Annotated in this window: 19 protein-coding genes; 11 read left to right on the top strand and 8 right to left on the bottom strand. The window is 72.3% G+C overall.

Translation table 11 applies throughout. The annotated features are described in order from the left end of the window. Window positions 1-22: 22 nt before the first annotated feature. The 3 genes from FHS08_RS05025 to FHS08_RS05015 all read right to left on the bottom strand — a co-directional run bounded on the left by FHS08_RS05025 (window position 23) and on the right by FHS08_RS05015 (window position 4,450). The gene (locus tag FHS08_RS05025; protein WP_167036150.1) at window positions 23-2,245 is read right to left on the bottom strand and encodes a glycoside hydrolase family 127 protein; all 2,223 of its coding nucleotides are present in this window, start codon (window positions 2,243-2,245) and stop codon (window positions 23-25) included. A gap of 153 nt (window positions 2,246-2,398) precedes the next feature. Next, window positions 2,399-3,898: a flotillin family protein gene (locus tag FHS08_RS05020; RefSeq protein ID WP_167036147.1), complete on the bottom strand. Its 1,500-nt coding sequence runs from the start codon at window positions 3,896-3,898 to the stop codon at window positions 2,399-2,401. Between the two features lie 39 nt (window positions 3,899-3,937). Beyond that, entirely contained in the window at window positions 3,938-4,450 is a 513-nt protein-coding gene (locus FHS08_RS05015; protein ID WP_341800310.1) for an NfeD family protein, read from the bottom strand. Between the two features lie 171 nt (window positions 4,451-4,621). Between FHS08_RS05015 and FHS08_RS05010 the strand changes: the two genes are divergently transcribed. Both FHS08_RS05010 and FHS08_RS05005 read left to right on the top strand, forming a co-directional pair. Further along, a complete protein-coding gene (locus FHS08_RS05010; RefSeq protein ID WP_167036144.1) occupies window positions 4,622-5,632 on the top strand; it encodes an ATP-binding cassette domain-containing protein in 1,011 nt (336 codons plus the stop codon). Beyond that, window positions 5,629-6,450 carry an ABC transporter permease gene (locus tag FHS08_RS05005; RefSeq protein ID WP_167036141.1) on the top strand — a complete coding sequence of 274 codons (822 nt, stop codon included), beginning with the start codon at window positions 5,629-5,631 and terminating at the stop codon, window positions 6,448-6,450. Before FHS08_RS05010 ends, FHS08_RS05005 begins: the two co-directional genes overlap by 4 nt. A gap of 256 nt (window positions 6,451-6,706) precedes the next feature. On the opposite strand, the gene FHS08_RS05000 is transcribed toward FHS08_RS05005, so the two are convergent. Genes FHS08_RS05000 through FHS08_RS04995 form a run of 3 tightly spaced genes read right to left on the bottom strand, consistent with a single transcriptional unit; the run spans window position 6,707 to window position 10,427 of the window. Continuing rightward, window positions 6,707-9,682: an NB-ARC domain-containing protein gene (locus tag FHS08_RS05000; protein WP_167036138.1), complete on the bottom strand. Its 2,976-nt coding sequence runs from the start codon at window positions 9,680-9,682 to the stop codon at window positions 6,707-6,709. Window positions 9,683-9,720: 38 nt separating this feature from the next. Further along, window positions 9,721-9,846: a hypothetical protein gene (locus tag FHS08_RS17080; protein ID WP_279587797.1), complete on the bottom strand. Its 126-nt coding sequence runs from the start codon at window positions 9,844-9,846 to the stop codon at window positions 9,721-9,723. A gap of 14 nt (window positions 9,847-9,860) precedes the next feature. Beyond that, a complete protein-coding gene (locus FHS08_RS04995) occupies window positions 9,861-10,427 on the bottom strand; it encodes an HhH-GPD-type base excision DNA repair protein (RefSeq protein ID WP_167036135.1) in 567 nt (188 codons plus the stop codon). Between the two features lie 330 nt (window positions 10,428-10,757). Here FHS08_RS04995 and FHS08_RS04990 point away from each other — a divergent pair, with 330 nt between their 5' ends. From FHS08_RS04990 to FHS08_RS04950, 9 genes are all read left to right on the top strand, one after another. Beyond that, window positions 10,758-12,194, top strand: a complete 1,437-nt coding sequence (locus tag FHS08_RS04990; RefSeq protein ID WP_167036132.1) for a protoporphyrinogen/coproporphyrinogen oxidase — start codon at window positions 10,758-10,760, stop codon at window positions 12,192-12,194. 117 nt (window positions 12,195-12,311) lie between these two features. Beyond that, the gene (locus tag FHS08_RS04985; protein WP_167036129.1) at window positions 12,312-12,707 is read left to right on the top strand and encodes a hypothetical protein; all 396 of its coding nucleotides are present in this window, start codon (window positions 12,312-12,314) and stop codon (window positions 12,705-12,707) included. A gap of 1 nt (window position 12,708) precedes the next feature. After that, window positions 12,709-13,110 carry a phage holin family protein gene (locus FHS08_RS04980; RefSeq protein ID WP_167036126.1) on the top strand — a complete coding sequence of 134 codons (402 nt, stop codon included), beginning with the start codon at window positions 12,709-12,711 and terminating at the stop codon, window positions 13,108-13,110. Beyond that, window positions 13,100-13,372 (top strand): hypothetical protein, encoded by a 273-nt coding sequence (locus tag FHS08_RS04975; RefSeq protein WP_167036123.1) that lies wholly within the window; start codon window positions 13,100-13,102, stop codon window positions 13,370-13,372. The genes FHS08_RS04980 and FHS08_RS04975 overlap by 11 nt, the downstream gene beginning before the upstream one ends. Before the next feature lie 172 nt (window positions 13,373-13,544). Next, window positions 13,545-14,375, top strand: coding sequence for a uroporphyrinogen-III synthase (locus tag FHS08_RS04970; protein WP_167036120.1), 831 nt, complete (start codon window positions 13,545-13,547; stop codon window positions 14,373-14,375). Beyond that, on the top strand, window positions 14,376-15,353 hold the full coding sequence (gene cofD, locus FHS08_RS04965) for a 2-phospho-L-lactate transferase (RefSeq protein WP_341800309.1): 978 nt from the start codon (window positions 14,376-14,378) through the stop codon (window positions 15,351-15,353). It abuts the gene before it with no gap. Between the two features lies 1 nt (window position 15,354). Then, window positions 15,355-16,098 (top strand): sulfite exporter TauE/SafE family protein, encoded by a 744-nt coding sequence (locus FHS08_RS04960; RefSeq protein WP_341800308.1) that lies wholly within the window; start codon window positions 15,355-15,357, stop codon window positions 16,096-16,098. Window positions 16,099-16,387: 289 nt separating this feature from the next. Continuing rightward, on the top strand, window positions 16,388-17,857 hold the full coding sequence (locus tag FHS08_RS04955) for an HNH endonuclease signature motif containing protein (RefSeq protein WP_167036114.1): 1,470 nt from the start codon (window positions 16,388-16,390) through the stop codon (window positions 17,855-17,857). 65 nt (window positions 17,858-17,922) lie between these two features. Then, on the top strand, window positions 17,923-18,369 hold the full coding sequence (locus tag FHS08_RS04950) for an AAA family ATPase (protein ID WP_167036111.1): 447 nt from the start codon (window positions 17,923-17,925) through the stop codon (window positions 18,367-18,369). A gap of 2 nt (window positions 18,370-18,371) precedes the next feature. Here FHS08_RS04950 and cofC read toward each other — a convergent pair whose 3' ends face one another. Continuing rightward, a complete protein-coding gene (cofC, locus tag FHS08_RS04945) occupies window positions 18,372-19,034 on the bottom strand; it encodes a 2-phospho-L-lactate guanylyltransferase (protein WP_341800307.1) in 663 nt (220 codons plus the stop codon). A gap of 235 nt (window positions 19,035-19,269) precedes the next feature. Next, window positions 19,270-20,301: a glucose-6-phosphate dehydrogenase (coenzyme-F420) gene (gene fgd, locus FHS08_RS04940; RefSeq protein WP_167036105.1), complete on the bottom strand. Its 1,032-nt coding sequence runs from the start codon at window positions 20,299-20,301 to the stop codon at window positions 19,270-19,272. Window positions 20,302-20,311 lie beyond the last annotated feature (10 nt).

Below are 20,311 nucleotides of genomic sequence, written 5' to 3'. Positions count from 1 at the left end.
GGCGGCCGCGAGACGGCCTGCGTCAGTCGGCGTACGCGCAGAGCAGGGCGCACGTCGCGAAGCGCCGCGGGCCGGGGTAGTCGCCGAACGAGGCCGTGCCCGCGACGCGGACTCCCCACGCCGTCACGGGCTCGTCGAGGAGCACGTCGAAGCGCTCGCCCGCGGCGATGCCGGCGTCGTGCGCGGCATCCGTCGCGGGGTAGGCCGCGATGCGGGCGATCTCGGTCCACTCGGCGTCGGGCGTCAGGAGCGCCTCGATCCGGGGCGCGCCCTCGGAGGCGTCGAACCAGCCGCCGTGCACCATCGATCGGCCGTGCGCGAACGACACGCGGCGGAACGTCACGGGGCGGGCCGAGCGCAGGCCGAACCATGCGTCGCGGCGGGGGGAGTCGTCTTCGGACGACGCGAACGACCAGGGGTCGTAGTCCGCGATCGAGCCCTTCGCGAGGTCACCCGAGCCGCGCAGCTCCTCGGCGCCGTGGAACACCGAGAGCTCGATCTCGGGCGCAGCGGCCGCGATCCAGACGCGCGATGTCGCGGATGACACGCCCGAGCGCGCGAACGGCAGCACGGCGGCGCGTCGCCGGCCCCGGGGGGCGAGCGCGTTCGCGACCGACCAGGGAAGGGCCTCGTGGCGCGACACCGCGGCGGGGGGCTGCTCGAGCACATCGAAGACGGCGGGCTCCTCGCCCTCGGCGACGTAGGAGAGAACGAGCGGTCCCCACGCGAGCGCGACCCGGCCCGCGTTCCATCCGTCGCCGGAGACGACCCGGATGCCGGCTCCGATGTCGATGCGCAGCTCGTCGCCGCGCGAGTAACGGCGCGGAGCGACGACGATCCAGCCGTCGTCGTCGGCACCGCCCGCCGCGATGTCTCCCGTCGCCCACGAGGGCCGGCGCAGGCGCACGGCGAACTCCGCCTCGCCGTCGAGGTCGAACGCGAGGGTCGCGCCGTGCGCATCGGGAAGCGTCGTCCGCAGCGCGACGTGGACGGGCCGTCCGCCGAGCTCGATCTCGGCATCCGCGCTCTGGTAGAGGCTCACGACGAGCTCGCTCCCGTCGGGCGTGCGCGCGAAGACGCTGTCGGAGGCGAGGGCCATGCCGCGGGGGCCGCTCGAGATGCAGCAGCTGATGCCCGAGCCGTAGTCGCGCCGGCCCGCGAGCGGGGAGTAGTAGCACCAGGCCGAGCCGTCGGGGGTCTGCGCGCCGCTCAGATGATTCAGCAGGGTGCGCTCGACCTCGTCGGCGTAGCGGGCGTCGCCCGTCGCGAGGAAGAGGCGCCGCGTGAGCTGGAGCCAGGTCACGGTGACGCACGTCTCGCCCATGTGGACGGAAGCGGAGTCGGGAAGCTCGCCGGGCTGGTGGAAGTGCTCGCCGAAGCTCGCCGTCCCGGTCAGATACAGGTGATGGTCGACGACGTCCTGCCACGCGCGGGTCGCGGCCTCCAGATAGCGAGGATCGGAGTCGACGAGGGCGAGCTCCGCGAGGCCCAGGATGTTCGAGAGCATCTCGTATGCCTTGCCGTTGCCGACCTCCGACACGCGGCCCGTGTCGAGGAGCGTCGAGAGCACGCGCGGCCCGCCAGGACGATCCCACGCGTCGACGATCTCGCGCACGAGCCCCGCATATCGCCCGTCGCCCGTCGCCCGGTACAGCCACACGAGGGGGCCGATGACGGAGGTCGACGCCATGCCCTGGTGCCAGCCGGTCGGGATGATGTCCCGCCCGTCCGGCCCGCCGAAGGTCGCGACGAGGAGGTCGCCGACACGGCGCGCGGCCGCGAGTGCGTCCGGATCGCCCGTGACGCGGTGGTACGAGAGCAGACCGATGAGGCAGTACTTGTGCACCCACGCATCCCACTCGGCATCCGGGTACCAGCCGAACCGCTGGGCGGGGACATAGGTGCCGAGGTAGCCGTCGGGCTCCTGCGTCGCGACGAGCTCGCGCACGGCGAGGTCGAGCTTGGCCTGCAGCCGGGCGTCGCCCGTCGCCTCGACGACGAGGGCGGCGGCGTCGAGCCATTTGCCGATGTGCTCGCCGATCCACGGCTGCGCGCCGGGCTTGACGCGGAACCCGTCGAGGAGCGGCTCGAGGTCGACGTCCAGCAGGCGCTGCAGGGTTCCGTCGTACCGGGCGCCGAGGTCTGTCGAGGGATCGATCCGGGCGATGACGGGCTCGAGCGCATCGGGTCGCGCGAGGTCGAGGGACCAGCGATCATGACGGCGGGCGTGCTGCATCGTTGCCATGCCGACGATCGTATCGCAAATCGTTTTGCCCTACCTTCATCGGATGCCCGGAACGTCTCCCGGATCCGCGAGAAGCGCGTCTCCCGGGTGCCCGAGACGCGGAAGCCGCTCGGCCCCCACGGGGGATCGAGCGGCTTCCGTGCCGAGAAGGGGTCAGACCGTCGGCGTCTGCGTCTTGCCGCGCGGCGCGCGGGGCGCGGCAGGGGCGGGCTCGGATGCCGCGGCGCCCTTCCCCGCGAAGCCCGCGAGCAGCTGCGCGAGGTCGAGACCCGTGAGGGACTTCACGACCTCGGTGCCCTCGCCGAGCACTCTGCCGACCGTCTTGGTGACCTCGGAGGCGCCGTCGGTCGAGATGACCGTGAGCTGGTCGATCTTGCCGATGGGCTCGGCGGCGGCCCGAACGATCTCGGGCAGGCGCGAGATGATCTCCTGCGCGAGCGCGGCCTCGCCGTACTTCTTGAGCGCCTCGGCCTTGGCATCCGTCGCGGCCGCATCCGCGAGACCCTCGGCCTGCACGGCGGCGGCACGCGCCTCGCCCTGTGCGCGGATACCTGCGGCGAGCGCGACCTGCTTGTCGCGGTCGGCCTCGCCGGCGAGCCGCACGGCGGTCGCGGCGGCCTCGGCATCCTGCACGGCTGCCACCTTGTTGGCCTCTGCGATCTTCGTGCGCTTGAACGCGTCGGCCTCGGTCGCGGCGTTCGCGGCGTCGCGCTGCGCGGTCGCGCGCTGCACCTCGGCGTACGCCTCGGCCTCTGCGGGCTTGCGGATCTCGATGTCGAGGCGCTCCTGCGTCACGTTCGCCTGCTCGGACAGCGCGTCGCGCTCGAGCAGAGCGACTGCGCGATCCTGCTCGGCCTTCGCGAGCTGACCCGATGCCTCGGCCTCCGCGTTCGCCCGGTCGGTCTCGGCCTTGATCGAGGCCTGCTTGAGGCTCAGGGCCTTCTGGCGCTCGGCGATCTGCTCGGACGCGTCGATGCGGGCGAACTCGGAGGCGCGCGCCGCTTCGGCCTCGCTGATCTCGGCGACCTGGCGGGCGCGGGCGGCCTCGGCGCGGCCGAGGTTGGCGAGGTAGTCGCTGCCGGGCGTCGAGATGTCGCTGATGTTGAGGAGATCGACCTGCAGGCCCTGCTCGACGAGGTCGGCCTTCGTCTCGGCGACGACGCGGTCGGAAAGGCCCTTGCGGTCGGAGATGATCTGCTCGATCGTCATGTCGCCGATGATCGAGCGGAGCGATCCCTCGAGCGACTCGCGGATGATGTCGGTCAGCGTGCCCTGCTGCGAGAGGAATCGCTGCGCGGCCCGGCGCACGCCCTCCTCCGTGCCCGACACCTTGAAGTTGATGGACGCCTTGATCGCGATCTTGATGCGGTTCTTGTCGACGCCCTCGACCGTGATGCCGATCTGGCGCTGCTCGAGCGAGATCGGGAAGCCCTGCTGGAGGATCGGCCACACGAACGTGCGGCCGCCGATGACGACCCGCTGGCCCGTCCCGGTCTCGCCGGGCTGCGGCCTGCCCGCGCCGCGGCCGACGATCACGAGCGCTTCGTTCGGGGGAACGCGGCGGATGCGGCGCGCGATGAAGACGAGCAGAGCCAGGAAGGCGATGACCAGGGCGATGACGGCGATCACCTGGACGAGGAGCGGATCGAGCATGGTGTCCTATCTTTCGGGGCGCTTTCGGGATGCGGAGGGCTATTCCGCGACGACTTTGACGCGTGTGCCTGAGTGTTCGACGACCCGGATGCGGCGGCCCTCCGGGATCGGCTCGTCGGAGTAGGCGAGCCGGCGCTCGATCTCCCCGGGGCCGTCGAGGCTCACCTCGCCGCCCGCGGGGGAGATGGGCGACGTCGAGACGCCGGTGAGCCCGACGGCATTGACGGGCACGCCGTCGGAGCTCTTCGTGAGGCGCTTCACGACCAGGAGTGCGAGCAGGTAGGCGACGATCGCGAACGCGGCCGCGAGGACATACGCCCACACGGGCTCGAGGCCCGCCTGTGTCGTGAGGACTCCGGCGGCGCCGAACACGACGGCGGCGATGCCGAGCGCCGTACCGGAGATGGCGCCCTCGCCGATCTCGAAGTGGTCGAAGATGTCGCCGAGGACGAGCGAGATGAGAAGGATCGCGAGACCCACTCCTCCCACGATCAGAAACGGCAGCAGCACGGGGTCGTCCTCCTCGATGGGGTGTCGGGCGCGACGGCGCACCCTGTGCTCCCACACTACGGGGCGAGCGCGGGCCGCCGAGGCGTCTCCACAGCCGGATCGACAGCGCATGACAGCGGCGCGACAGCGGGGCGGCGGCATCCCGTGCCTCATGACAGGGAAGTGACAGAGCGCGCGGAGCACTCTGATGTCAGCCACAGGAAAGGCAGACACATGACTTCATCCACTCGTGCATCGCGGGTGCCCGCGGTGCGTGCCGAAGGGCTCGTCAAGTCCTTCGGAGACAACCGCGCGGTCGACGGCGTCGACCTGACCGTCGAGGCCGGCACCGTCTACGGCGTGCTGGGCCCCAACGGGGCGGGCAAGACGACGACGATCTCGATGCTCGCGACGCTCCTCAAGCCCGACGCGGGCCGCGCCGAGATCTTCGGCTACGACGTCGTCAGGCAGTCGCAGATCGTCCGGCAGCTCATCGGGCTCACGGGCCAGTTCGCATCCGTCGACGAGCGGCTCTCGGCCACCGAGAACCTCGTCATCTTCGCGCGGCTGCTGGGCCTGTCGCGGGCCGACGCACGGCGCAAGTCCACCGAGCTCCTCGAGGAGTTCGGCCTGACGGAGGCGGCATCGCGTCCCCTCGCGAAGTTCTCCGGCGGCATGCGCCGCCGCCTCGACCTCGCGGCATCCCTCATCGCGCAGCCGCCGCTCATCTTCCTCGACGAGCCGACGACGGGCCTGGACCCGCGCACGCGCGGCCAGATGTGGGACACGATCCGCCGCCTCGTCTCGACGGGCTCGACCGTCCTGCTCACGACGCAGTATCTCGACGAGGCCGACCAGCTCGCCGACCGCATCGCCGTGATCGACCGCGGGCAGGTCGTCGCAGAGGGCACGGCCCTCGAGCTCAAGGCGTCGGTCGGACAGGCGTCGCTCATCCTGCGCCTGCAGCCGGGCTCCGACCTCGACGACGCGCAGCGCGTCATCGGCCGTGTGCTCGACGTCCCCGCCATCGTCTCGCCCGAGGCGGCGCGCCTCACGGTGCCGATGAGCGATCCCGACCGCGTCACCGACCTCCTCGTCGCGTTCCGCGACGCCGGCGTGCATCTGAGCGAGTTCAGCGTGCAGCAGCCCACGCTCGACGAGGTCTTCCTCACCCTCACCGGCAAGGGCGTCGAGGCCGACACGGCTCCCGACGACGCCCGCGAACTGGAAGGAGCACGCGCATGACCGCGCTCGCCGCCACCATCACCCCGGTTGCCGACCGGGACCTCTCCAACCACGCCGGCATCGTCCAGACGCTGCAGAACACGTTCACGATGGCCTACCGAGGTCTCGTGCGCATCCGCCGCACCCCCGAGCAGCTGATCGACGTGACCGTCCAGCCGATCATCTTCACGCTCATGTTCGCGTACCTGTTCGGCGGCGCGATCGCGGGAGACGTGCAGAGCTATCTGCCGGCGCTGATCCCCGGCATCCTGGTCCAGACGGTTATCACGACGTCGGTCGTCACGGGAACGCAGTTGCGCGAGGACATGGACAAGGGCGTGTTCGACCGTTTTCGCTCGCTCCCCATCGCACGCATCGCGCCACTGTCGGGGGCGCTCCTCGCCGACACGCTCCGCTACCTCATCGCGACGACCCTGACCTTCGTCATGGGCTTCATCATGGGGTACCACCCGGCGGGCGGCATCGGCAGCGTCGTGCTGGCGGGCCTGCTCGTCATCGCGTGCTCGTGGGCGATCAGCTGGATCTTCGCGTTCTTCGGAGTCATCGCCCGCACGGCGTCGAGCGTGCAGGGCATCTCGATGCTCGTGCTGTTCCCCCTGACGTTCCTCTCGAACGCCTACGTCCCCGTCGACACGCTGCCGTCGTGGCTCGCGTGGTTCGCGAACATCAACCCGATCTCGCACCTCGTGACCGCGGTGCGCGAGCTCGCCAACAACGCGACGATCGGCGGCGACTTCTGGATGTCGCTCCTGGGGGCCGCGGTGATCGTCGCGATCTTCGCCCCGCTCACGGTGCGCGCGTACATGCGCAAGGCATAGCGACGACGGATGCCTCGGCCCGGCCGCCTACGGGTGGCCGGGCCGTTCCGCGCGTGCGGGAGCGCGCAGGGCGCGAGATCCGTCCCGTCGTCGCGCGAGGATCCGTCCCGCCCGCTTACCGTCGTCGTCGTGTGAGGATCCGTCCCGCCTGCTTACCGTCGTCGTCGTCGCGCGAGGATCGGTCCCGCCCGCCGACCGTCGTCGCAGTTCACGTCCCGTCAGGTGCCCGCCGTCGCACGGCACCCGTTCGCGCGGCTCAGCCGAGGAGCTCGATCAGCTCGGAGACCTCGGCAGGCTCGGCGGGCTCGGCGGCCGCGCCGCCCAGACGCCTCCGCAGGCGCACGAGCGCGGGATTGGTCTCGTCGGCGGTGCCCCGCAGGCGCAGGGACGCGGCGAGCGCGCGGCGGGCGGCGGCATCCTGTCCCGTGTCGGCGAGCCACGCGGCGACCGTCAGCACCGTGTCGGAGATGATCGGCTGATCGCCGCTGCGCACGGCGTCCGGAAGCGCGATCCGCAGCGCGTCGCGCGCCTCGTCCACGCGACCGGCCAGCAGGTTCGCCTGCGCGTGATGCGTCGCGGCCCAGGCGCGCATCTGCGGCGGGCCCCCCTCGGGAATGAGCGAGAGTCCCTCGAGCGCCGCGAGTGCGGCATCGCCGTCGCCCTCCGCGAGCGCGAGCGTCGACGCGGCCAGCACCGTGATCATACGCACGCGGTCCGAGCCGTCGGCGAGTGCCGTCTCCTCGATCTCGGCGAGGCGTGCGCGAGCCTCGTCGAAGCGCCCGAGGCGGGTCAGGGCCGAGATCGACGTCATCCGCTGCTGGATGATGTCGGAGGGCGCCGTGAGTCCGTCGAGGCCTTCCGTCGACGCGTCGGCGACATCGAGCGCCTCCTCGAGGCGGCCCTGCAGCAGGAGCCACTCCGAGCGCATCTGGCTCGCGAAGGCGATGCCCCACATGTCGCCCAGCTCGCGGAACAGCGCGAGCGACCGCTCGCTCTCGCGGCCCAGCGTCTCGACGTCGCCGCTGTTCTGCGCGAGGGCCGCGCGCATCATCGACAGGAATGCCGTGCTCCACGGCGGCACGTCGCCAGTCGGCACGACGATCTCGAGCAGGGCCGGCCAGGCCGCTCCCGTGTCGTACGCATCGGCTGCGCGGACGGCCCCGTCGAGGAGTCCGCTGAGGGCGACCGACAGCGGCGTACCGTGCGCGTGCGCCGTCGCGACGATCGGACGTGCACGGTCGGCGAGCGCCCGTGCGGCCGCGACGGGGTCCGGCATCCCGTCGTCGCGGGATGCGCCGCTGTGGGGGAGCGGTTCGGAGCCCGCCCCTGCGCCGGTGGGATCCACGACGGAGTACGGGTCCACCGCCGTGAACAGGGTCGCGATGAGCGCGACGGCGTCGACCACGACGGCGGGCTCGGTGTCCAGTCCCGAGTGGGCGAACGACTCGAGCGCGCGGCTGAGGTCGTCGAAGCGCTCTCGCATCATCCAGCGCCACAGCGAGGCGCGCACCAGCCGGACTCCCGTCTCGCGAAGGGCGGGCAGCTCGGCCGCCGTGCGCAGTGCGGCCGAGACGTTCTCGTCGTTGGCGTCGAACCATGCGAGCGCCGTGCGGACGCCCTCGCCGTGGAGGGCCTCGTCGCGCGGCCCGGAGAGCGCCGCCATGGCCTGGGCCTCCCGTGAGCGGAACTCGCCCTCGTCGCCGGTCGCACGCAGGCGGTCGACGCCGTACTCGCGGACCGTCTCGAGCATGCGGAAGCGGCCCTCGGCGCGGCGCAGCAGCGAGCGGTCGACGAGCTGGTCGAAGGCAGCGGCATCGACCCCGAATGTGCGTCCGATCGTCGGGACGTCCGCGGCGTCCACCCCGTCGGGGAAGACCGCGGCGGCAAGGAGGGCCGTGCGCTCGGTGTCAGTCAGCGTCTCCCAGCTCCAGTCGATGAGCGCGCGCAGCGTCTGGTGCCTGGGGTCGGCCGCCCTCGGGCCCGCCGCGAGCAGTGCGAACCGGTCGTCCAGTCCCGCGTCGATCTCCTCGATCGAGAGCGTGCGCGTCTTGGCCGCCGCCAGCTCGAGCGCCAGCGGCAGCCCGTCGAGACGTCGCACGATGCGGGCGACCGCGTCGGACTCCTCCTCCCGGGGCGCCGCGCCGCGCGCGGCTCGCACGCGGCGCGTGAACAGCTCGACCGCGTCGGCGTCGGGCAGCGGCCCGAGGTCGACGAAGGCTTCGCCGGGGATCCCGAGGGGCTCGCGACTGGTCGCGAGGATGCGGGCGTCGGGCACGGCGCCCAGGAGCTGCAGCGCCACATCGGCCGCTTCGCGGGAGACGTGCTCGCAGTTGTCGAGCACGAGCAGGAGCCGTCGGCCGGCCAGCACCTCGATCGCGCGCTCGCGCGCACCCGGCGCCGTGATCGTCGTGTCGGTGATGCGGACGCTCCGTGCCACCGCTCCCGCGATGGCGGTCCACACCTCCCCCGACGACGCAGGCGCCAGCTCGACGACGACGGCGCCCGGGCGGCGGCGAGCCGTCTCGAGGGCGAGGGTCGTCTTGCCCGCGCCACCCGGTCCGATGAGGGTCACGAGCCGCTCCGCCTCGACCTGCGCAGCGATGAGGTCGAGCTCGCGTCCGCGGCCCACGAGCGCCGTCAGCGCGGCGGGAACGACGGAGACGGGTGCATCGGCATCCGTCGGCGCACGGCCGGGGATCTCGGATGCCGGCGCGCCGGGTCCTGCGGCGGCGCCGACCGCGACGCCGCGGGCGGCGGCATCCTTCAGGATCCGCTCCGCGTGCGCGCGGTCTTCCAGGAGGTCGCGGACGAGCCAGTCGAACCCGTCGCCGGGGGTCCAGGGCGCTCCCGTCCACAGGTCGAGGGCGGCGCGCGCCGCGGCTGCAGCGTCATCGGGGTCGGTGGAGCGACGCGCCGACGCGACGAGGTCCTGGAACCGCGCGACGTCGACGTCGTCTCGCGAGATCGCGAGCCGGTAGCCGCCCGGCATCGCTTCGAGGGCCGCGTCCGGCAGTGCGCGGCGCAGCCGCGAGGCGAGCGACTGGAGCGACGCGCGCGGGTTCGCGGGCGGATCGTCGGGCCAGACGTCCTCCGTGAGGGCGCGATACGCGACCGTCGTGCCCGTGTCGATCGCGAGCCGCAGCAGGAGCGCCTCCTGTCCGCGCCCGCGCACGACGAACGAGCCGCCGTCGGGGCCGTCGATCGCGAGCCCCCCGAAGAACCTCAGTCGCACGCACACAACAGTAGGACCGACACCCTCCGCGGACGGTGTCAGTCGGTCACCGTGATCTGCATCCCCTCGCCGATCGCGTTCGAGGCGACGCGGTCGAACGACGCCTCGAGGATCGCCTCGAGCACGGATCGGTCGACCGCCGGGACACGCTGCGTGGGCTCCATCGCGCTCCTCGTGCTCAGCCCTTCGCCATCGCCTTCATCGCCTTCTTGTGCTCGCGCACCTTCGCGAGGCTCTCGGGCGAGACGATGTCGGCGACCGACCGGAACGAGCCCTCCTCGCCGTAGGGGGCGGACGCCTCGCGCCAGCCGGCTCCCGCGAAGCCGCGCTGCTTGCCGAGCAGTGCGAGGAAGATCCTCGCCTTCTGCTCGCCGAACCCGGGCAGCGCCTTGAGCCGTCTCAGGACGGTCGCGCCGTCGGGGTCGTCTCGCGTCCACACGGCTGCGGCATCCCCGTCCCAGTCCTGCACGAGGGCTGCGCACAGCGCCTGCACGCGCGCGGCCATCGAGCCGGGGAAGCGGTGCACGGCGGGCGTCTGCGCGAACACCTCGGCGAGCGCCTGCGGGTCGTAGGCCGCGAGCGCGGCGGCGTCGAACGCGCCGAGCCGCTCCCGCAGCTTGAGCGGACCCGCGAACGCCGTCTCCATCGGCACCTGCTGGTCGAGCAGCATCCCGATCAGGAGAGCCAGCGGGTCGTCGGTCAGGAGCGCGTCTGCGGCGGGATCGCCCGTGATGTGCAGAGCCATGCATCCAGTTTCGCACCGGAAGCCCAGCGTCCGGGAGCTACTGGCTGCTTCTGGGCGAAGTGCTGAGGAGGCCTTTGGCTGCGCACGGGAATACGCAGCCTCATTCGACCGTCCCGTCATGAATCCTCGACAGCACGCTTTGCGAGTCGTGTTGCTTCCGGCTCTTGGTCTCTTCGTATGCCTGGTGGTGAGCGCCATAGCCGCGCGCCTCGCGCCGCACCACCTCACGGCCGAAGTCGCTTCGGTCATCCGCGGATGGTCGCCCGGCGCGGGCGCTCGCAGCCGGGTGCATCGGCGGCCGCTCAGGCGCCCGGTGGGAGACTGGGTCGCATGACGGATGCCGCCACCGCCGACCTCGCCGAAGCGGCGCGCTCGCACCACGTGATCGTCGTCGGGGGCGGTGTCGCAGGGCTCGTCGCGGCGCTGGAGTGCGCCAAGGTGGGTCTGCGCGTGACGCTCGTCGAAGAGGCGGCCGCACTCGGCGGCGCCGTGCGATCGGCGGAGGTGGGCGGCGTCGTGCTCGACGCCGCCGTCGAGGGATTCTGGACGCACGAGGGCACCGTCCGGGCGTTCGTCGAAGAACTCGGGCTGGACGTCGTGCCCGCCGCCCCGTCGCGGCCGTGGGTCGTGGGAGGGCCGCGCTCCGCCGCGCCCCTTCCGCGCCAGAGCGTGCTCGGAGTCCCCGAGAACGCGTGGGACGAGAGCGTGCGACGCGTCATCGGCTGGAGCGGCACGTGGCGCGCGTACCTGGACCGTCTGCGGCCGCCCCTCACGATCGGCACGGAGCGCAGCCTCGGCAGGCTCGTGCGCACGCGCATGGGCGACAAGGTGCTCGACCGCCTCGTCGCGCCGGGCATCGTCGCCACGCACGGCGTCCACCCCGACGACATCGACGTCGACCTGGCGGCGCCCGGCCTGTCGACCGCACTGACCCGGACCGGGTCGCTCGGCGGCGCCGTCGCGCAGCTGCGCGGGGACGAGCCGTCGTCGCCGGAGGCCGAGACGATCGGCGGCGGGATGACGCGCCTCGTCGACGCGCTCCGCGATCGCCTCGTCGAGCTCGACGCGCAGCTGCACATGCACACGCGGGTCGCGGCGCTGGTGCGACGCGACGACGGGAGATGGGATGCCGAGACCGAGCCTGCGCGGCTCGCTCCCGCCGACGCCGTCGTCGTCGCGACGCCGGAGCGCGAGGCGCGCCGACTGCTCGCGCCGCACGTTCCCGCGCTCGGCGCGCGGGACGCGGCATCCTGGCCCGTCGAGGTCGTGACGCTCGTCGTCGACGCCCCCGCGCTCGACGGGCATCCGCGCGGAGACGCCGTGTACACGGTTCCCGGCTCGCACCGCGCCGTCTCGGTCGTGCAGTCCACGGCGCGCTGGCCCGCGCTCGCGGCGCGCTTTCCCGACGGCACGCATGTGCTGCGGGTCGCGTTCGGCTCGCGCATGCAGCCGCCCGCGACCGCGGGCCTCGACGACGCCGACGCCGTGCGCCTCGCGCGATCGGAGGCCGAGGCGCTCCTGGGCCTGCAGCTGACCGTCACGGCTGCCGCGAGGGAGGCGTTCGAGACCTCCCCGCCCGCCTCCGCGCTCGGCCGTGCCGACATGACCCTCGGCGTGCGCGGTGCGCTGCGCGCCGTCGGCGGGCTCGCCGCGACCGGCGCGTGGCTGGCCGGCTCGGGGCTCGCCCGCGTCGTGCAGGACGCCTTCGTCGAGGCCGACGAAGTGCGGCGCACACTGCTGTGGGAGGGGCGGGGTCCGCGCGGATGACGCGGGCCGCGGCATCCGGAACCCGCTCCAGCGCCGTTTGTCAAGCGGATGCCGGAATCGGAATACGGGGCTACCCTGGGGAGCAGACCACCGGCTCATCGAGCGTGAGGAGACCCCATGAGGGGCAAGGTAGGACTCGTCGTAGGACTGGCCGCCGGCTATGTCCTGGGTAGTCGTGCGGGGCGAGAGCGCTACGAGCAGATCAAGTCCCAGTGGCTCAAGGTCTGGAACACGCCGCCCGTCCAGAAGCAGGTCGGCAAGGCGAAGGAGCTCGCGAAGTCGACCGCGATGGCTCTGCCCAGCACCCTGTGGGACAGCGCCGTCAAGGTCGTCAAATCTGCGTCGTCGAAGGGGAGCGCGGGGCAGAAGCTCGATGCGGCGCTCCAGACCGCTAAGGACTCCGCGGACGAGGTCGCCAAGGCCGCCGAGACGTCCGCGAAAGCCGCGAAGGATGCCGCAGAAGACGCCCTCGACGACATCGCGAAGGCTGCCCGCGACGCCGACGGAGCGTGACGTGACGACGCCCCGTGGCTTCAAGGACCGCGCAGACGACAGCCTCTTCACGCTCGTCGGCGAGGTGCCGGAGCTCGTGCGCAACCTCGTCGTCGCCGAGGTCGACGCGGGCAAGGCGTGGCTGCGCCGCACGTCGAAGGACGCAGGGATCGGCGCCGGCTGGATCGTCGCAGCGCTTTTCTTCCTGTTCTGGACGGTCGCGGCCCTCCTCGCCTTCGCGATCATCGGGCTCTCGTCCTGGTGGCCCGCGTGGGTCGCGTCGCTCGTCGTGCTCGTGCTGATGCTGCTCGCGACGGCCCTCCTGGCACTTCTCGGCGTCCTCAGGTTCCGCAGCATCACGAAGTCCGAGAATCCGGCTCAGTCGATCGCGACCGACGTGAAGGAGATCCGCGATGAGCTCTAGCCTCCCCGTGCCGCGCACGGCCGTCCCGCTCGGCATCGCCGATCCCGTCGAGCAGGCGCGCGCCGAGCTGAAGGCGGCGCTCGCCGCGATCGAGGAGAAGGCGAACGTCCCCCGGCGCGTCGCGAAGGCGACGGAGCAGCGGGTCGCACAGGCTCGCTCGTTCACGCGCGCGAACCCGGCCGCCGCGACAGCGGCAGTCGTGGCCGTCGCCGCGGGCGTCGGCGCCCTCGTCTGGGCGCTCGTGCGGGCCTACACGCGCTGACGCCCTACCACAGCCCGGATGCATCGACGTCCTGCGGGGGTATGCTCGGAACCGGCAGTGCAATGGAGCGGATGCTGCCGACACGCGTGAGCCCGGCATCCTTCGGGCTCGAACCGTACGTCGGCTGCTCTCCCCGAGGGTGGCCGACGGAGTACCACGGGAGCCCACCTGCATGAATGCATCGTCCCCGCAGGCGTCCGCCAAACCCCTCACCGGCTGGCGCGTCCTCGTGCCGCGCGGCGGCCCATGGGGAGACGGCGTCGCGGCGACTCTGCGCCGCCAGGGCGCGACGCCGGTCATCGCACCCCTCATCAACTTCGCCCCCACGAACGATCAGGCGACGCTCGATGAGGCGCTCGCAGACCTCGCCGCCGGCGTGTTCGACTGGCTCACGGTCACGAGTGCGACGACCGTCGACGTGCTGTACGCGTATCGCGCCGTCATCCCGGCCAAGACCAAGATCGCGGCGGTGGGCGAGACGACCGCCGCGGCGCTGCTCGCGGTGGGGTATCGCGTCGACCTCGTCCCCGATCGCGACAACTCTGCGGCGGGCATGGCCGAGCAGCTCATCGCGCTCGAGCCCGAGCCCCGGGACGTCCTGACCCTCCGCAGCGAGATCGCGAAGCCCGTGCTGACGCGCATGCTGATGGAGGCGGGGCACCGCGTCCGCAGCGTCGTCGCGTACCGCACGGTCGGCGTCCCCGTGACCGACCGCATCGCGACCGACGTGCGCTCGGGCCGCATCAACGCGATCCTCGTCACGAGCGGATCGGTCGCCGAGCAGGTGCGCGAGCAGTTCCCCGAGATCCCCCGCACGACCGTCGTCGCGGCGATCGGGCCGCGCACGGCGAAGGACGCGAAGCGCGCGGGCCTGCCGGTCGACGTCGTCGCCGAGACGCAGACGGTGGATGCCCTGATCGACGCGGTCGGACGGTTCGCGCTGCCGCACGCGATCGACGAGTTCGCCCCGTCGACCGACGCGCTCCGGCGCATCCAGCCGTAGGTGGGCGCGGGCTCCTCGCCCCGCGCCGTCGTGCTGGCGGGCGGCGTCGGCGGATCGAAGTTCACCCTCGGAGTGCGCTCGGCGCTCGCCCGGCGCGGCGCGCCCGAGGCGACCGTCGTCGTCAACACGGGCGACGACCTGTGGCTGTCGGGCGTGCGGCTGCAGCCCGACGTCGACTCGATCGTGTACGCGCTGGCCGGCGCGAGCGACACGGTGCGCGGCTGGGGTCGCGCGGGCGACACGGAGCGCGTCAACCAGGAGCTGCAGGCATGGGGCGCGGGCTGGCCGTGGTTCACCCTCGGCGACCTCGACCTCGGCACGCACCTGGCCCGCACGGGGTGGCTGCGCGAGGGGCTGACGCCGACGCAGGTGATCGAGCGGATGTCGCAGCGCTGGCCGCTCGGAGCGCGGCTGCTGCCCATGACCGACGCCGAGGTCGACACGCGCGTCGTCCTCGAGGACGGGTCCGACCTGCACTTCCAGGAGTGGTGGACGCGGCACAGGGCCGCCCTCGCTCCTGCGCGGTTCGAGAATCCCGGCATCTCGTCCGCGGCACCGGCGCCGGGCGTCGTCGAGGCCATCGCCGACGCGGACGTCGTGCTCGTCGCCCCCTCCAACCCCGTCGTGTCGATCGGGCCGATCCTCGCCGTCCCGGGGATCGGTCCGGCTCTGCAGGCGACGTCGGCGCGCGTCGTCGGGGTGTCGCCCATCATCGGCGGACGCGTCGTGCGCGGCATGGCCGACGTGTGCCTCGCCGCGATCGGGGTGGAGACCTCCGCCGCGGCCGTCGCGGCGCACTACGGGTCTCGCGGCTCTCGTGGCCTGCTCGACGCGTGGCTCGTCGCGGAGGAGGACGCGGCCCTGGCTCCGGCCGTCTCGGCGCTCGGGATCGACGCCGTCGTGGCGCCGCTGTGGATGACGGATGCCGAGGCCTCGGCATCCATCGTCGACGCGGCGCTGGGCGCAGCGGGCCTGTGACGTGCCCGATCTCGCGTGGTTCGCGTGGGTGCTGCTCGGCATCGCCTCGATCGTCGTCGGGCTCTCGAAGACCGCCGTCCCGGGCGCGGGGACGATCGCGGTCGCGATCTTCGCCGCCGTGCTCCCCGCGAGGCGGTCGACGGGCACGATCCTGCTGCTGCTCATCGTCGCCGACCTCTTCGCCGTCACGATGTACCGGCGCAGCGCGAACTGGCGCGCCCTCGTGAGGCTCGCCCCCGCCGTGGTCGCAGGCGTGCTCCTGGGTGTGTGGTTCCTGGCGTTCGCGCAGGACGAGTGGGTCAAGCGGGTGATCGGGATCATCCTGCTCGGGGTCATCGCCGTCACACTGCTGCGCCGCCGGCTGCAGGGGCTCGTGACGGATGCCGAGCCGCACCGCCTCGCGGCGGCGACGTACGGCACGCTCGGCGGGTTCACGACGATGGTCGCGAACGCCGCAGGACCCGTCATGTCGATGTACTTCCTGGCGGCGCGGTTCCCCGTGAAGGAGTTCCTCGGCACGGTGGCCTGGTTCTTCGCGCTCGTCAACGTGTCGAAGGTGCCGTTCTCTCTCGGGCTCGGCCTGATCACGGTTCCCGGCCTGCTGATCGACGCCGTGCTGGTGCCGCTCGTCGTCGCCGGCGCACTCGCCGGGCGATGGCTCGCGGGGCGGCTGCCGCAGCATCTGTTCGAGCGGCTCGTGATCGGCTTCACGATCGTGGGGGCGGTGTATCTGCTCGTTGCGTGAGGCGACTGCAGGTCCTCGCGGGTGCCGCTCCGGCTCGGCCGCGATCGACACCCGCGGCTTCTCGCCGACCGACGAGGCGGCTTCTCGCCGACCGACGAGGCGGCTTCTCGGCGGACCTCTCGGCTGAGGTGATCGCGGGGAGCCGCGACGAGCCGTTCGGCGCGTCCGTCCACGGCCACCGGGTCACGGCGATCCGCACACTTCCGGCTCGAAGAGATGTACTGGTGCGGGTCTCCCGCTGCGTGGTGGGAATCGCTAGAATGTCGGAGGTCGATGGCATGCTCGAGACATGACATCGACGGCCCGACTCCTCGCCCGAGACGAGTCGCTGTGCCTCGACGAAGAGATCGAAGAGCTGCTGTGGGCCGAGCGGATGGCCCTCGCCGAGTCATGGCTCGCCGACGAGGGATGCGCGGCGGATGCCGATCCCGGCCTCGTCGCCTTCGACGAGTCTCCCGCGCTCGAGCACTGGACGGCCGGCCGCCGGCGCCGCCACGAGCTCGTGTACGAATGGGAGCGCACGGCCGCGCAGATCGCGGCGTGGCAGGCGGCGCAGACCGGCATCCTCGCCCAGGCCCTCGACCTCGCGCTGTCGCACGCGTCGTCGGGCTCGGATGCCGACCTCGAGATCCGCGATCTCGCGGCGGAGCTGGCGTGCGCCGTCGGGCTCTCCGATCGCACCGTCCAGCGGCAGATGGATGACTCCGCCGCGCTGCGCGATCGCTTCCCCGCGACGCTCGCCGCGCTGGGCGCAGGCCGGTTCTCCCGCACGCACGCACAGGTGATCCTCGAAGAGGGGAGCCGTCTCGCCGACGACGCCGGGGCTTCGTACGAGCGACTCGTGCTGGATCGGGTCGCGGGCCTCACGACGGGGCGGCTGCGGGCCATGGCGAAGTCCATCGCGGAAGAGCTCATGCCGACCACCATCGTGGAGCGCCACGCCGACGCCCGCGCCGATCGACGTGTCACGGTATGCGATCTCGTCGACGGCATGGCCGAGCTTCATGCCGTGCTTCCGGCGGTGCTGGCTCACGGCATCCACGACCGGCTGACGCAGACGGCGCGAGGCGTGAGGCATGCCGCGAACGACTTCGGCGCCGCTGCCTCCTCGTGCGGGGAGGCGGGCTCGGCGCCCCACGACGACCGCACGCTCGACCAGGTCCGCGCAGACATCCTGTGCGACATCCTGCTGACGGGTCACGCGACGACAGCGGGCATCGAACGCGACGGGGGCGAGGGCATCGACGCGATCCACGCGATCGTGCAGATCACGGTGCCCGTGCAGACTCTCGTCGGCGCCGACAAGACGGGTGCGACCCTCGCGGGTCGCTGCCCGATCGACCCCGAGTCCGCTCGGCGCCTCGCCGGCGCGGCGCCGCTGTGGGATCGCGTGCTCACCGATCCGGTCTCGGGCGACGTGCTCGCGGTCGACCGCCGCTTTCCGACCGAGGCGCAGCGAAGACACCTTCGCGCCCGCGACGAGCACTGCCGCTTCCCCGGATGCCGCATGCCGGTGTGGCGGTGCGACATCGACCATACGATCGATCACCAGCATGGCGGGCCGACCGCGCACGGCAACCTCGCGCATCTGTGCCGCCGGCATCACGTCCTGAAGCACCGGACGGCGTGGCAGGTCGAGCAGCGCGGCGGCGGTCTGCTCGCCTGGACGAGCCCACTCGGGCGCGTGTACACCGACACCGCGGCGCCGACCCTGCGGTTCCTGCCCGACGCCGAGACAGGCACCGCGGTGCTGCCGTGAACCGTCGGCGACCGTAGAAGTGGCACCCGGCGACGACCTCGGTGCTCGTTGGCTAGCATCGGGTCGTGACTCGCGTGCTCGTGACCGGAATGTCCGGCACCGGAAAGACGACCCTGCTCCGCGGGCTCGCGGCGCGCGGCCATCTCACCGTCGACACCGACTACGGCGCCTGGACGCTCCCCGACGGGCTATGGGACGAGTCACGCGTCGCCGCCCTCCTCGACGCGGCGCCTGACATCGTCGTGTCAGGGACCGTCGAGAATCAGGCCCGCTTCTACGGTCGCTTCGACCACATCGTGGTTCTCACGGCACCGCTCGACGTCCTGATCGAACGTGTGACCGCTCGTCAGGCGAACCCATACGGCAAGCGGCCGGAGGAGCGTGCGGAGATCGCGGGCTACGTGGAAGCCGTGGAACCGCTGCTGCGGCGGGGTGCCACGCTCGAGCTGGACGGACGCCTCGCGCCCGAGAAGCTCGTGGACATCGTCGAGGGACTCCTCCGCGTCGCGTGAGCTCACCGTGTCCGGGCGGCGCCTCCGAGGACGGCAGTCGTCCGAGGACCCGCGCCGAGCGCGACCGCGGCCCGCAGCTGCTCCACCGTGTCGACATCGCGGCGGAGGGTCGAGGCATCCGGAATCGCGAGCGCGACGCACCCGAGGGCGACGTGTCGCGCGAACGAGCCGTCGCCGAACGCCGACTCCCACGAGACCCCGCGCGAGGCCGTCACGAGCGTCGACCCCGTGCCTTCCGCGTCCGCCACCACGGCACGCGGGAGGGATGCCGCTGCCCGCAGCGCCTCCGCCAGATGGGAGGGCCGGAGAGCCGGCAGATCGCCCAGCAGCGCCGCGCGCGGCATCCGCTCGGTCGAGGCGGCCATGCCGACGGCGATCGCCGCGTCGAGACCTCCCGCATCGCCCTCGGGCACGAACCGGAGACGCGGGGTGTCGGTCGCGTTGAGGGGGATCGACCCGTCGTCGGTCACGACGACGACCCGCTCGACGAGCTCGCACGCCGCAGCGGCCGCGATCGTGTCGAGCGCGATCGCCCGGGCGAGCGCGATGCGGTCGGCGCCGGGCACGTCGAGCCGGCTCTTGCCGTGCGCCGCGGGCTTCACCGGGACGACGACCACCCAGCCGCCGCCGCTCTCGGGGAACGGGGAGTCGGTCTGTGCCGTCACGCGATTCTCGCGTCTTTCGGGGGTCGTGGACTCGGTCTGTGCCGTCACGCGAGTCTCGCGTCTTTCGGGGGTGGGGGACTCGGTCTGTGCCGTCACGCGAGTCTCGCGTCTTTCGGGGGTCGGGGACTCGGTCGGTGCCGTCACGCGAGTCCTCGAGACGTCGAGCCGGTGGCACGAGCGGAACCCCGCAGACCGCGTCGCGTCCGAGCGCGCGACAGCCTGGCGCTGCCGCCCATCACGCCCCGAACCGCTCCCGCAGCCGCGGCAGCACTTCGGAGCCGTACATCCGCAGGAACGTCTCCTGGTCGGGCCGCGGGTCGTGGAAGACGAGGTGGCGGAAGCCGAGGCCCACGTACCATGCGATGCGCTCGACGTGCTCGTCGGGGTCGTCCGACACGATGAAGCGCGACGCGGCCCGCTCGATCGGCAGCCGCTCGCCGAGTCGCTGCATCTCGATGGGGTCGTCGACGCCCATCTTCTCGTCGGGGCTCAGCGCGAGCGGCGCCCAGAACCGGGTGTTCTCACGAGCCTGCTCGACCGACTCCGCGAGCGACACCTTGATCTCGATGAGCGTGTCGATCTCGTCGGCAGAGCGATGCGCCTTCTCGAGTCCCTCGTGCAGGGCGGGCATGAGCGTGTCGGTGTACAGCTCGCGCTTCTTGCCGCTCGTCGTGATGAACCCGTCGGCGATGCGCCCCGCGAGCCGCGTCGCGGCGGGGCCGGCGGCGCCGATGTAGATCGGCACGGGATCGGGCAGCTTGTCGTAGATCGTGATGTTGCGGGCCGTGTAGTAGTCCCCCTCGAACGTCACGCGGTCGTCTGACCACAGGAGCCGGATGAGACCGATCGCCTCCTTGAGCCGCGCGAACCGCTCGGGCGGGTCGGGCCACGCGACGCCGAGGTTGGCTTCGTTGAGCGCCTCGCCCGTCCCCACGCCCAGGACCACACGCCCCGGGTAGAGCACGCCGAGGGTCGCGAAGTCCTGCGCGACGACCGTGGGGTTGTAGCGGAACGTCGGCGTCAGCACCGAGGTGCCGATGAGCACCCGCGACGTGCGCGCGCCGAGCGCTCCGAGCCAGGGAACGGATGCCGGGGCATGCCCGCCTTCGTGCAGCCATGGCTGCAGGTGGTCGGACACGAACACCGAGTCGAAGCCGACCTCCTCCGCCAGGATGGCGTAGTCGAGCAGCTCTCGAGGTCCGAACTGCTCGGCGGACGCCTTGTAGCCGAGCCGCAGCTTCGGCCGCAGCGGATGCACGTCTGTCATCGGGTTCCTC

Origin of the sequence: Microbacterium ulmi, from assembly GCF_011759705.1 — a bacterium.
Taxonomy (GTDB): Bacteria; Actinomycetota; Actinomycetes; order Actinomycetales; family Microbacteriaceae; genus Microbacterium; species Microbacterium ulmi.
This window is presented reverse-complemented; position numbering and strand designations above follow the sequence as displayed.